Source organism: Leucothrix arctica, from assembly GCF_003172895.1.
Taxonomy (GTDB): domain Bacteria; phylum Pseudomonadota; class Gammaproteobacteria; order Thiotrichales; family Thiotrichaceae; genus Leucothrix; species Leucothrix arctica.
This window is the reverse complement of the sequence record NZ_QGKL01000039.1, coordinates 1-13,308: the sequence shown is the minus strand read 5'-3', so window position 1 is coordinate 13,308 and position 13,308 is coordinate 1. Positions and strand designations below refer to the sequence as shown.

At 46.3% G+C, this 13,308-nt stretch carries 15 protein-coding genes; 1 reads left to right on the top strand and 14 read right to left on the bottom strand.

Going from position 1 to position 13,308, the window contains the following annotated elements; genetic code table 11:
- Positions 1–11: 11 nt before the first annotated feature.
- The 13 genes from DKT75_RS14200 to DKT75_RS14140 form a co-directional block, all read right to left on the bottom strand.
- Positions 12–716 carry an urease accessory protein UreF gene (locus tag DKT75_RS14200; protein WP_211665439.1) on the bottom strand — a complete coding sequence of 235 codons (705 nt, stop codon included), beginning with the start codon at positions 714–716 and terminating at the stop codon, positions 12–14.
- Positions 713–1,213, bottom strand: a complete 501-nt coding sequence (gene ureE, locus DKT75_RS14195; RefSeq protein WP_109824098.1) for an urease accessory protein UreE — start codon at positions 1,211–1,213, stop codon at positions 713–715. The genes DKT75_RS14200 and ureE overlap by 4 nt, the downstream gene beginning before the upstream one ends.
- Positions 1,213–2,916 (bottom strand): urease subunit alpha, encoded by a 1,704-nt coding sequence (gene ureC, locus DKT75_RS14190; RefSeq protein WP_109824540.1) that lies wholly within the window; start codon positions 2,914–2,916, stop codon positions 1,213–1,215. Before ureC ends, ureE begins: the two co-directional genes overlap by 1 nt.
- Positions 2,917–2,920: 4 nt before the next feature.
- On the bottom strand, positions 2,921–3,250 hold the full coding sequence (locus DKT75_RS14185) for an urease subunit beta (protein ID WP_109824097.1): 330 nt from the start codon (positions 3,248–3,250) through the stop codon (positions 2,921–2,923).
- A 12-nt stretch (positions 3,251–3,262) separates the two neighbouring features.
- Positions 3,263–3,565 carry an urease subunit gamma gene (gene ureA / locus DKT75_RS14180; protein ID WP_109824096.1) on the bottom strand — a complete coding sequence of 101 codons (303 nt, stop codon included), beginning with the start codon at positions 3,563–3,565 and terminating at the stop codon, positions 3,263–3,265.
- An 8-nt stretch (positions 3,566–3,573) separates the two neighbouring features.
- On the bottom strand, positions 3,574–4,434 hold the full coding sequence (locus DKT75_RS14175) for an urease accessory protein UreD (protein ID WP_245923227.1): 861 nt from the start codon (positions 4,432–4,434) through the stop codon (positions 3,574–3,576).
- Positions 4,435–4,613: 179 nt separating this feature from the next.
- Complete coding sequence (locus DKT75_RS14170; protein ID WP_109824095.1) at positions 4,614–6,137, bottom strand: UxaA family hydrolase; 1,524 nt, start codon at positions 6,135–6,137, stop codon at positions 4,614–4,616.
- A 43-nt stretch (positions 6,138–6,180) separates the two neighbouring features.
- Positions 6,181–6,960, bottom strand: a complete 780-nt coding sequence (locus DKT75_RS14165) for an L-fucose dehydrogenase (protein WP_109824094.1) — start codon at positions 6,958–6,960, stop codon at positions 6,181–6,183.
- On the bottom strand, positions 6,950–7,822 hold the full coding sequence (locus DKT75_RS14160) for a fumarylacetoacetate hydrolase family protein (protein WP_109824093.1): 873 nt from the start codon (positions 7,820–7,822) through the stop codon (positions 6,950–6,952). Before DKT75_RS14160 ends, DKT75_RS14165 begins: the two co-directional genes overlap by 11 nt.
- Before the next feature lie 87 nt (positions 7,823–7,909).
- Positions 7,910–8,866 carry an ABC transporter substrate-binding protein gene (locus DKT75_RS14155; RefSeq protein ID WP_245923218.1) on the bottom strand — a complete coding sequence of 319 codons (957 nt, stop codon included), beginning with the start codon at positions 8,864–8,866 and terminating at the stop codon, positions 7,910–7,912.
- A gap of 74 nt (positions 8,867–8,940) precedes the next feature.
- Positions 8,941–9,948 carry an ABC transporter permease gene (locus DKT75_RS14150; RefSeq protein ID WP_109824091.1) on the bottom strand — a complete coding sequence of 336 codons (1,008 nt, stop codon included), beginning with the start codon at positions 9,946–9,948 and terminating at the stop codon, positions 8,941–8,943.
- Positions 9,945–11,480, bottom strand: a complete 1,536-nt coding sequence (locus DKT75_RS14145) for a sugar ABC transporter ATP-binding protein (protein WP_211665438.1) — start codon at positions 11,478–11,480, stop codon at positions 9,945–9,947. The genes DKT75_RS14150 and DKT75_RS14145 overlap by 4 nt, the downstream gene beginning before the upstream one ends.
- Complete coding sequence (locus DKT75_RS14140; RefSeq protein ID WP_109824090.1) at positions 11,477–12,202, bottom strand: SDR family oxidoreductase; 726 nt, start codon at positions 12,200–12,202, stop codon at positions 11,477–11,479. The genes DKT75_RS14145 and DKT75_RS14140 overlap by 4 nt, the downstream gene beginning before the upstream one ends.
- 130 nt (positions 12,203–12,332) lie before the next feature.
- On the opposite strand from DKT75_RS14140, the gene DKT75_RS14135 reads away from it, so the two are divergent.
- Positions 12,333–12,797 carry a helix-turn-helix domain-containing protein gene (locus DKT75_RS14135; RefSeq protein ID WP_342767353.1) on the top strand — a complete coding sequence of 155 codons (465 nt, stop codon included), beginning with the start codon at positions 12,333–12,335 and terminating at the stop codon, positions 12,795–12,797.
- Here DKT75_RS14135 and DKT75_RS14130 read toward each other — a convergent pair.
- Positions 12,704–13,308: IS3 family transposase (locus DKT75_RS14130; protein ID WP_109824089.1), on the bottom strand; the 605-nt coding region annotated here is incomplete at its 5' end. The two genes, DKT75_RS14135 and DKT75_RS14130, sit on opposite strands and share 94 nt — an antisense overlap.

Genomic DNA, 13,308 nt, shown 5'->3' with positions numbered 1-13,308 from the left:
AATCTTCTCTCTTAAGAACGGAATAATCGCGAATATTGGGTTTCATGCTGCGCACTTAAAATAGCTAGCATGGGTAGGCATGAGCCTATTTCATCGTCGGGTAGTTGCTGTGCCATTACTAATAGCGCAGGAATATCCTCTAATAATTGCCCAATTAATCGCTGCCCATCGGTTTGCCCGAGGGGTACTAATTTGATTGCTGCGGCGACTTGGTTTTCTAACCATGACCAGAGTAAACCGGTTGCCGCTTGATTGATCTCGATATCCCACTTCACTGCTGCTAATGCAAACATCGTTGTGAAACTCAGTTGCTCCGAGCGCTGCCACAATGCAGCTTCAGTCATACCTAAGTCAATTAACAAGCGCGATAACGCACCGCCCATGTGAGCATCTTCTGCTTGTAACTCACTAGTCTCACGTTGAGCGAATATTTGGGCGTTGAGTGACCTTAGCTCTGCCTCATCTAACGCCTGCCATGCGCGGTATAAGCGGTAAAAGATCGGCACATCTAAACGCGCCAAACCTTGCGACATGATGTTTTTAATCCACAACCGAGAAGAGGCCAAGTCAGTTAACAACCCTATTTCAACTGCTGACTCTAAACCTTGCGAGTAAGCAAACGCGCCAACAGGCAAACTAGGACTAGTTAACTGCATTAGACGCATCAAAGACACTGACACCTCTGGCGCTGCCGGTACTGAGCTAACCTCGGTCAATGTGAGTGCTCTCCATCACCGTGACTGTGCGCGCCATGAGAGTGACTACCATGGGCATGTGAGCCACTCTTATAAGCACCACCTTCAGGTTCGAAAGGCGCTTGCTCAACTGTTACCGTTAAACCAAAGCCTTTCACCATCTCATCCAACACATGGTCATGCTGGTAGCGTAAAACACCCGTATCGATTTGCAATGGAATGTGACGATTACCTAAGTGATAAGCCGCCTTAGCCAGCGCCAACGCATCATCCACATAAACGCTAGACACATTTTCATTTGCCGCAATGATCTCAACGACCAAGCCATCTTCTGACTGTAGCTTCTCACCACCACGCAAGATTGCGCCCTTCTCTAGAAAAATCCCTGCATCCTCACCTGACTCTAAAGTCACGCGCTGACGAGTTTTAATGCGTAGATCCAAAGGCAAAACAACACTCGCTTGAGCAACGGTTTCACTCGCCATCTCTGGCGTTAGTTTTGTAGTAAGTCTAATCATCAGAACAAGAAGTAGCGTTGTGCAAGCGGCAAAATCTCGGCAGGCTCACAAGTTAACAGCACACCATCCGCTTTCACTTCATAGGTCTGTGAATCAACTTCAATCGTCGGCTGATAATCATTCAAAATCATGTCAGCTTTTTTGATGTTTCGGCAGCCTTTGACCGCACCGATCATACTTTTCAAATCCAACATCTCAGGTACTTTTTTATCAATAGACGCCTGCGACATAAAGGTCATACGCGTCGCATGCATCGCAGCACCTAACGCACCAAACATTGGACGGTAGTGAACTGGCTGAGGCGTTGGAATAGATGCATTCGGATCACCCATCGGTGCCGACGCAATCATTCCACCTTTAATAATTAGGCTTGGTTTGGTTGCAAAGAATGCAGGTTTCCACATCACCAAATCAGCTAATTTACCGACTTCCACCGAACCTACTTCATGTGAGATACCGTGAGTAATCGCAGGGTTAATAGTGTACTTCGCGATATAGCGCTTCGCACGCGCATTATCATGTGTGGATGGATCACCTTCCAAACTGCCACGCTGCACTTTCATTTTGTGCGCGGTTTGCCATGTGCGAGTAATCACTTCACCGACACGGCCCATTGCTTGCGAGTCAGAGGCAATCATTGAGAATGCACCTAAGTCATGCAGGATGTCTTCCGCGGCAATGGTTTCACGACGAATACGAGACTCAGCAAACGCCACATCTTCGGCAATACTTGGGTCAAGGTGATGGCAAACCATCAACATATCCAAATGCTCATCAACCGTGTTTACCGTATATGGACGTGTTGGATTGGTTGAGGACGGCAACACATTATCTTCACCACAGGCACGAATAATGTCTGGCGCATGTCCACCACCTGCACCTTCCGTGTGGTAAGTGTGGATAGTACGGCCTTTAAACGCCGCCATCGTGTCTTCAACAAAACCCGACTCATTCAGCGTATCAGTATGAATCGCTACCTGAATATCGTAGTTGTCGGCAACCGTTAGGCAGTTATCAATCGAAGCTGGCGTTGTTCCCCAGTCTTCATGAAGCTTCAAACCCATTGCGCCCGCTTCAACCTGCTCGTTCAAACCTTGCGGCAAACTCGCGTTACCCTTACCCAAGAAACCGATGTTCATTGGTAACGAGTCAGCGGCTTGCAACATGCGGTGCATATTCCAAATACCGGGTGTGCAGGTGGTTGCGTTGGTTCCTGTCGCAGGGCCTGTTCCACCACCTAACATAGTGGTGACACCTGAACTCAGCGCTTCGTCTACCTGTTGCGGGCAAATAAAGTGAATATGAGAATCCACACCACCCGCGGTAATGATCGAACCTTCACCTGCAATCGCCTCAGTTCCTGGTCCAACGATGATATTCACATCGTCTTGTATATCAGGGTTTCCCGCTTTACCAATCGCAACAATACGACCGTGCTTGATGCCGATATCCGCTTTCACCACACCCCAATGATCTAGGATCAAGGCATTGGTAATGACCAAATCCGCAACCTCAGCATCCGGGCGTTGACTCTGCCCCATGCCGTCACGAATAACTTTACCGCCACCGAACTTCACTTCGTCGCCGTAAGTTGTGTAGTCTTTTTCAACTTCGATGAACAGCTCTGTGTCGCCTAAGCGCACGCGGTCACCGGTAGTTGGGCCGTACATTTCTGCATAAGCGCGTCGATCTATCTTGTTCATAGAATCACTCATGATTGTGTCCTTTATCCAACGACCCCATCACATCACCTCTGAAGCCATAAACCTCACGAGAGCCTACGTAATTCACCAAGGTCACTTCACGTGTTTGACCCGGCTCAAAACGCACTGCTGTACCTGCAGCAATATCCAAACGGAAGCCTTTTGTGGCTTCACGGTCAAACTGCAATGCAGTATTGGTTTCATAAAAATGATAATGAGAGCCGACTTGAATCGGTCGATCACCCATATTCGCCACGGAAACAGTCACCTTGTCGCGGCCTTCGTTAATGACGATATCACCGCCATCACCTATAATAATTTCACCCGGTTTCATGCGTCACCTACCTTATACAATGGGATCGTGAACAGTCACCAACTTGGTACCGTCTGGGAATGTCGCCTCAACTTGCACATCGTGAATCATCTCTGGAATGCCATCCATCACATCATCCACCGTTAACAAGGTGCGGCCGAAATCCATTAGCTCAGCAACGCTTTTACCGTCACGCGCGCCTTCCAAAATAGCAGCACTAATGAACGCAATCGACTCAGGGTAGTTCAGCTTTACGCCTCTAGCCAAACGACGCTCAGCTAATAGCCCTGCCGTAAACAACATTAATTTATCTTTTTCGCGAGGTGTTAATTCCATGGCTCCTCCTAGGTGGACCAAATTCGAGGTGAAACAGCGTCAAGGCCATTCACAAACGGCCGAATACTCAGCCAAATATTTCTAAATAGTCGATGTGCTAGCTCGGTACTGTTACCTAAGTAACGGACCACTAACACATCATTTAATAAGGTAGCGCCTGCAAAGCCGTCGGCTTTATGTTGCTCAGTAAAGTTTTGGCAGTGTTGTCGAACTAGCTGTAAAACTTCGTCGGTTGCAGGCAGTGCGATTAGGGTTGCAGTAACGGGATAGCCGTTTAAGCCTGCTAACGCGTCTAAGTCACCAAGGCCATTGATAAATAAGCGCTCTTTGTATAGCGGCTTGTCATCTCGTGTGATGTCCGTTGAGAACAACACTTGGCCAGACTCGAATCGTTCGTTATTGGTTGGACGACCTAAACAATGTACTTCCCAGCCGATGTAGCGAGACAGAGCGTGTAGCTGAATCTGCGTGCTAAGCCCTGCATTTGCACCGGGGAAGAAAATTGTTTCTTGTGGTAGCCACTCCAAACAGGCGTTTTCAGCAATTGTAAAACGCTGAACTTGATGGGCTTTGTCGCCTAATGAACGATAGAATTTTGTTGCGCCTGGAGTAGTTAGCAGTGCTTGAGCATCTTTATCGACAGATACATTGATAAGTAATTCGTCGCCACCAACAACACCACCGGGCGGGTGCAAGATATAGGAATGACAAACCGCACCTTCAGGGTAGAAAGCACGTTGGACAGCTAATGGCCCACGACGACTGCGGTGCGCTAAGACAGTGCGTGTTTCACGTGCAACATAGCCCAACTCAAGCTTGGCTTTCCAACCTGAGGATGGCTCTATTGTTTCTAAAGGTACTGCTGACACTAATCGCTATCCTTGTTTGGTTTAGACTTCTTGTTATTTTATGCAAGAAATAAGCCAAAGAAAAGATACCGTTGATTAGCAAGCAAAGCTGTTAAGTATGTAGTTTTTTCGCACCATAAAAAACCAAAAGTAAATTTACGCACCAAAATAGATTAATAAATCACTTTACTTGCCCGCTACTACATCACCGTTCCGATCATCCAAGGATTGAACTCATTATCTCCAAAGCCAAGCGCCTCACTCTTAGAAGGCTGACCTGACGCGACCTTAAGAATCAATTGAAAAATCCGCTCACCCATTTCATCAATCGACACACCTGCACTCAACACCTCACCACAATTAATATCCATATCCTCAGACATGTGCTCGTAAAGCTGAGAGTTGGTCGCTAATTTAATACTCGGCGAAGGCTTGTATCCAAACACTGAACCTCGTCCCGTTGTAAAACAAACCACTGTTGCGCCTGAAGCCACCTCACCCGTCACTGACACGGGGTCATAACCTGGGCTATCCATAAAAACAAACCCCTTCTCTGTCACTGGCTCTGCATATTTCAACACTTGCATCAGGTCAGTTGTTCCGCCTTTTGCAACAGCACCAAGAGACTTTTCCAGAATAGTTGTTAGCCCACCCGCCTTATTACCGGGTGATGGATTATTATCAATCGAGCCATTATTAATTCGCGTGTAGTGCTCCCACCAACGAATCCGCTCCATTAATTTATCAGCGACTTCCTGTGTATTCGCTCGCTCCGTGAGTAAGTGCTCCGCCCCATAAATTTCAGGTGTTTCAGCCAATATCGCTGTTCCACCATGCCTCACCAATAAATCAGCTGCAGCACCTAACGCTGGATTCGCTGTGATGCCTGAGTAGCCATCTGAGCCACCACATTGAAGCGCCAACGTTAAATGCTCAGCCGAAACCTTTTCCCGTATGCAAGCATTGGCTGCGGGCAGCATCTGCTCTAATCGCTTAATCCCCTCGGCAACCGCTTTACGCGTGCCGCCGACACCCTGAATAGTCATAGATTGAAACCCTGCATCATCCGCAAGACTATAATTCTTCTTCAAGTCACTAATCTGAGCCGTCTCGCAGCCCAAACCAATCATCAAAACACCCGCAAAATTAGGATGGGTCGCATAACCATGTAGAATACGCTGGAAGTTATCGTAGCCATCCCCCTCCATCCCCATGCCACACCCTGTTGAATGAGCAAAAGCGACCACACCATCAATATTGGGGTAGTCATCAAGGGCATCATCTTCAAAGTGCTTAGCCACCATTTTCGCAACAGTCGCTGAACAATTCACCGTCGTCATTACCGCCAAATAGTTGCGTGTCCCGACCTTACCGTTAGCACGTTTAAACCCCATAAACGTAGCGCGTTGATCTGCTGCAAAAAATTGTGTAGGCGTAGACTTAGAACCTGACGCGGAGTCGCGCTCAAAGTCTCCTCGAAACTGACAATTATGTGTATGAACGTGATCACCTTTGGCAATATGCTCAGAAGCAAATCCAATAATTTGGTTGTACTTAATGATAGGCTCATCAGTCTTAATTTCAGCACTAGCAAACTTATGTCCCAAGGGGATTGTAGAGACTGGCGTCTCAACAGAACTAGAAATACCTTTAATTAAGGTAGCAATAGCCACTCTAACATTGTCATTTTCATGCAATTGGACGGATGTTTGCTCTGTGCTCATAGTGACAGTTCCAAGTTAATCATTTTCATTTTTAGTACAGCAGTCATCTGCCAATTGCGCGATCAAGGTGTGTGTAGCCACCATCTGGAAACAGCCATTGCCCAGTCGTATGGCTAGCCCGAGCAGACAGCAGAAATAAAATGGTATCGGCCATCTCTGCAGGCGTCGTCATTCGCTGACCAAGAGGTATACGCTTTTCAATTTCAGCTAATTGCACTTCAGGTTGATCAAAAGTCTCTAACCAACGCTCATATAAAGGTGTCATCACTTCAGCAGGCGCTACCGCATTTACCCGAACCCCTTGAGGAGCCAATGCCACCGCCCACTCTCTGGTTAACGCAAGCTGCGCACCCTTTGCCGCACAATAACCTGAGGTATTACCCTGCCCAGTTAGTGCTGTTTTGGAAGACACATTAACAATACTGCCTTGAGTAGCAGCAAGGTGTGACGAGCAAAATGATGCCAGTGTGTAATAATGTATTAAGTTACTTTCAAGTGACTTCCGAAAGGCCTTTGGCCCAGCATCCAGACCCACACTATCATTCACTCCCGCATTGTTAACCAGCCCATCAATATGGCCGTATTTAATAACCACCTCCGCTATCGCTCTAGCGCAAGCGTCGTCATCTGACAGCTCTAAAACAATGGCATGCGCATCGGGGCTTAATGACAACACCTCTGCCCAAAACTCTGGCTCTGGAAAGTCGCGAGACAATACAACGGGTATCCCACCTTCCTGCGCCACACCTGTAGTGACCGCTGCGCCGATACCTGATCCGCCACCAGTAACCACAATCACTTTATTTTTAAGTTCAAGATCCATTCAGTTCATCCGCACGCTTAACATGCTGACGTTGCTCGCCAAGACCAGTAATACCCAACGTCATCACTTCACCCCCTTTTAGATAAATGGGCGGTGTTTGCCCCATACCAACACCCGGTGGTGTACCCGTAGAAATAATGTCACCTGCTTGCAAGGACATAAATTGTGAACAATATGAAACAAGGTAGGCCACTTTGTAGACCATCGTTGCGGTCGAACCATTTTGATAACGACGTCCATCAATCTCACACCACATCGCTAGATCATCCACATCTGCAATTTCGTCTTGTGTTACCAACCAAGGCCCTGTTGGTCCGAAAGTATCGCAACCTTTACCTTTATCCCACGTCCCTGAACGCTCGATTTGATACTCACGCTCACTCACATCATTAACTAGGCAATAACCTGCAACATGCTTTAACGCATCAGCTTCTGAGATATAACTTCCGCCAGTCCCTATGACGATAGCCAACTCTACTTCCCAGTCCGTTTTTTCTGAACCACGAGGAATCACTACATCATCATTTGGACCAACAACTGCTGATGTCCATTTATTAAAAATGACCGGCTCGGGTGGAATATCCATGCCTGCCTCAGCAGCATGATCGGCATAATTCAAACCGATACAAATAAACTTCCCTATCCCACCAACACATGGGCCTAAGCGCAAAGTATCTTGCGGCACACCTTCAACAACAGGTAATTGCGATATATCAAGTGCTGCTATTTTCTTCAGGCTATCGGCCTCAAGTACATTACCAGCAAGGTCAGGAATTACTCCTGACAGGTCACGGACATGACCGTTATCATCCAATAAACCTGGTTTCTCCGAACCTGCAGAGCCATAACGTAATAATTTCATAGTATTTTTAGTTTCGTGTTCAGTGTGATATTTGTAATAAAAATAAGCCCCCGCCCCTTATCGCTAAAGGGCAAGGCACTTCAACCTTTAATCGTATAATACTGCTGCGATTTTAGGATCGTTTATTGTCTTCGCGTCGTAGTAATAAAAACCTGTATCGATCAACAACTCAACCTTTTCACCTCGAGCCGACATCACCGCAGCTTTCACTGTTTCATAACCGATACCCACTGGATTTTGAGTAATCGCACCAGCCATCAAACCATCCATAATAGCTTTTTTCTGTGCTGCGCCACTGTCATAACCAATGATAATTAATCCTTTTCTAGCACTTTCACGTGCGCCATTTACAACACCAATAGCCGAACCTTCATTAGTACCAAACATACCTTTCAGGTCGGGATACGCTGTCAAAATTGACTTCGAAATTTCTGTAGACTGAAGTTGATCACCTGCGCCGTATTGAACTGAAACTACCTCTATACCAGGATGTTTTTCTTTCATACGGTTCATAAAGCCATCACGACGATCAATACCTGTGCGACTAGTTTGATCATGCGCAACAATCGCAACCTTGCCTTTACCACCAATCAATTCAGACATTTTGTCTGCAGCCAGTGCCGCAGCCGCAACATTGTTAGTCGTTGCAGTACTCACAGGAATGTCACTCTCAACACCACTGTCAAATGCAACAATAGGAATACCGGCTTTCTTCGCTTGTTTGAGCAGTGGAATAGCTGCTTGACTGTCTAATGCAGCAAAACCAATCGCCGCTGGTTTTTTCGCAAGTCCTGCTGACAACATATCGATTTGTCGATCAACCATCGTTTCGTTATCTGGACCTTCAAAGGTAATGTCTACACCAAACTCTTCAGCGGCCTGATCTGCACCAGATTTAACAGCCTGCCAAAACTGATGTTGGAAACCCTTTGATATCAAAGGTATGTACATCTTTTTATCGTCTGCTAACGCAAACGGTGCACTAGCCACTAATGCAAGACCTACGATCGTTGAAACAAATGTTCTTCTGTTTAACATGTTCATTCTCCGTCCTCTAAATAGAATTGATAAAGCTACTTTCTAAACCTGAAACCTCGCCACTTTAAAACTTAACAAACTTAGCCCGACTTTCTGCGTCGCATCATGTCGGCATACACTGCTAAAATAATAATCACTCCCGTCACCACGGTTTGCCATTCCTGCGCCACTGACAAGATGCGTAAACCATTGATCAAGACCGCCATAATCAGCGCACCAATCAAAGTACCTAAAATCGTTCCGCGACCACCTGATAGGGATGTGCCACCAATCACGACCGCCGCTATTGCCTCTAATTCATAACCTAAACCCAAGGCCGGCTGTGCAGAGTTGAGTCGCGAAGCAATCAACAAACCACCGATACCCACAATAGCGCCAGATAAGGCATAAATTGCCATTTTCCAGCGGTCGGTATTTACGCCTGACAAGCGCACTGACTCCTCATTACTCCCTAATGCAAAGCAATACCGCCCTAGTACCGTACGACTCAAAATATAAGACACACTAATGGCCACAAGAAACAGAATCAGCACACCATTCGGAATAGGTAATGATGGGAAAAAATAACCAATAATCGAACCACGGGAGATCAGATCAAACCCTGCCGTCTCGTTGAAATAAATCGGTCTTGTACCTGAAATAACTAACGAAAGTCCTTTAAGGATTAGCATCATGCCTAAGGTGGCAATAAACGGAGGGATTTTGAGTTTGGCGACCAGTGTGCCTGAACAAAGACCGCAAAATGCCCCTGCCAAAATCGCTGCTAAAATACCGAAAGGAAGTGGTAAGCCAGCATAGGTTAGAACTACACCTGCAATCACCGCACAAAAAGTCATCATGGTGCCAACCGAGAGGTCAATACCTCCGGTAATAATCACCAATGTTGCCGCAATCGCTAATACGCCATTGACGCTGGATGCTTGCAAAATCGCGATAATATTCGAGACCTGCATAAAGTTGGGCGATGCTATGCTGAAACCAATCAACAACAAAACCAAACTGGCAAAGGCAAGTAACTTTTGCTGTGCGTCACCGCTAATCAAGCGTCTCAATAAAGACGGCTGGTTACTAATATCGGTCGAGGTCATGCAGTTGCTCCCAAAGATTCACTAACGGTTTCGCGCTTAGTTGCCAGATGCATAATTGCTTCCTGAGTCGTGTTAGCACCGCCGGGTAGTATTCCCGTGAGTCTGCCTTCAGACATCACCGCTATCCGGTGCGAAACCCGTAATATTTCTGGCAACTCAGAGGAAATAACAATGATTGCCCGTCCCTGTGCTGCCAAACGGTTTAAAAGTTTGTATATTTCAGCCTTAGCTCCGATATCTATACCCCGAGTAGGCTCGTCAAAAATCAAGATTTCGCAATCACGTAATAACCACTTAGCGATAACTACTTTCTGTTGATTACCACCAGACAACAGCCGTACTTCTTGCTGATCAGATGGTGTGCGTATATCCAATTTATCGATATATTCTCGCGTCACTAAGCCGATAGCAGCCTCATCCAACTTGCCCATTTTAGAGGTATAGTTTTCTAATGAAGCCATAGCAACATTGGCTCGGATATCCATACCGATGGCCAGACCGAAGTGCTTTCGATCCTCAGATAAGTAACCGATACCCGATGCCACCGCATCTGCTGGACTTTGGATATCAACGCTTTTACCGTGTACCAAAACCTCACCCGCATCTCGCGGATCAGCACCAAAAATCGCCCTAGCAACCTCAGTTCGGCCAGCGCCCATTAGCCCAGCGAATCCTAAAATCTCGCCTTTTTGTACCGTAAAACCAACATCGACAATCTCTCTTCCACGAGTCAAACCACGAACTTCAAGTGCAGGCGTCCCTTCAGAGGTATCTGGTATTTCTACATCACTATCGATCAAGGCTCGCCCAACCATCATTGCAATGATGTCACTCACAGGTGTTGCCTTCGCATCCACCGTGTCAACATTTTCACCATCACGCATAATCGTGACACGATCAGATATGCGTTTCAGCTCATCCATTTTATGACTGATGTAGATGATCCCTACGTTCTCTTTTTGCAAGCGTCGAATGATTACAAACAACTCATCAATCTCAGTATCGTTCAAGGCAGCCGTAGGCTCGTCCATGATTAATACACGAGAGCGATAGGATAATGCCTTGGCGATTTCAACCATCTGTTGGCGCGCAATACTTAACTCACCCACACATACCCGTGGATCAAGATCCAGATTCATCGATGCGAAAATCTCACTCGCTTGACGGTTTAGAGCTTTTTCATCTAAACGCCCAAAGCCGAAGCGAGGCTCACGGCCAATAAAAATATTCTGTGCCGCCGTTAAGTCATTCATCAGACTCAGCTCTTGATGAATAATGCCAACACCTGCATCTTGTGCTTTTTTCGGCTCTGCAAAAGTAACTTCCTTACCATCCAAACGCACGACACCAGAGTCACGCAGGTATACCCCTGAAAGGATTTTCATCAGCGTCGACTTTCCTGCACCGTTCTCCCCCATCAGAGCATGAACTTCGCCAGCCCGCAGATTGAAAGAGACGTTTTTAAGCGCGTGTACGCCCGGAAAACGCTTTTCAATACCAGACATATCGACCAATGACGGCGACGAATTCATATCGTCACTCCCCCATCGACCAACATGCCCTGACCTGTCACAAAGCTACTTTCGTCAGACAACAAGTACACAACCATTGGGGTCATATCTTCTACCGTTGCGACTCGACCCATCGGCTGTCGGCTAATGAAATCTTTCTCAGCCTGCACGGGGTCTGCAGCACTATTAATTCGGCCACGTAACGAAGGCGTATCAACAGTCCCAGGACATAAAGCATTACAACGAATACCTTCAACCACAAAGTCAACCGCAATCGCTTTAGTTAAACCAAGCACTGCCGCCTTCGTCGCACCGTAAAGTGTGCGCTTCGGAAAGCCTTTAATTGAAGAAGCCATAGAAGACATATTCAGTATTGATGCCGTTCCATTTTTGGCTGCTTGCTTTTGTAATGCGGGCATGAATGCCTGAACCATCATATACATCGACTTCACATTCAGATTGAAACTGAAGTCCCAGTCGTCACTAGAAGCATCCATGATGGTTCCTTCATGCACAAAGCCAGCGACATTAAAGAGGCCATCTAATTCTGGATACTGTTCAGCCAAGCTAGCGATCGCAGCCTTATCTGTCACATCTAATGTATGGGTAACTATCTGTGGATAGTCCTGACTTAAAGTATTGATCAACTCACTAGAAAGGTCTGTCGCGATAACTTTCGCACCTTCGGTAGCTAATGCAATAGCACTTGCTCGACCAATGCCTTGGCCAGCAGCCGTAACCAATATGGTTTTTCCCTGTAAACGTAAAATGACAAGCCTCCTATGTAACAACAATTATTTGTATGTGAACAGTATATCCATATATGATAAATTCATGCAAACAATAATTCGTATATGAATAAAAAATCTGTATATGATTAAATACGGCTACGACAAGACAATAAGAGATATGCTAAATTATGGTCGCCGAAAAACTATTGAAGAAAAGACAATGAGCACCACCGACAGTAAATCTGCTTACCGAGCACCCGCGCTAGATAAGGGCTTAGACATTCTTGAACTGTTAGCACAGCAACCTGCTGGACTAACAAGAGGTGAGATAGTCAAAGAAATGGGACGCAGTCCTAGTGAAATTTACCGCATGCTAGAACGCTTGGTGATACGAGAGTATGTAGTGCGCTCCGTCGAAGGCGACCGTTACTCACTATCAATGAAGCTATTCATTTTAAGTAATTGCCATCCTCCATTAAGACGTCTGGTATCTCACGCACAACCGTGTTGTGGTCAACTAAAACTGGCCACCTCTTTAGAGGTTAATCCAAATTTTTCTTCTGCCATTATTGGCGATAGCCCGCCATTGTTAGCATGTGGGCGGTAACGATTATAATACTGATTAATGTATTGAGTAATCGCCTGAGCACCTTCGTTAAATGAAACGTAACCTGATTTTGGCATCCACTCGGTTTTAAAGCTTCTAAAGAACCGTTCTACGGGTGAATTATCCCAACAGTTTCCTCGTCGGCTAAGGCTTTGCCTCATGCCAAAATGCCACAGGCATTGACGGTACGCCTTACTGGTGTAGTGGCAGCCTTGGTCACTATGAAATAGAATACGTTTAGGTTTCCTTCTGCTTTCATAGGCCATTCTTAATGCCTTTTTTGTCAGTTCGCTATCTGGGCTTTTACTGGTAGCAAAGCCAACGATACGCCTTGCATATAAATCAATGACCACTGCAAGATACAACCAAGTTGAACCCGACCAAATATAAGTGACATCACCCGCCCAAACTTGATTTGGCTTGCTCGGCTGAAACTGCCGATTAAGCACATTTGGTATGCTTAGGTGTACTTTTTCTGCCTTTGCGTAGCGGTGAGTAGGTTGCTGGCGAC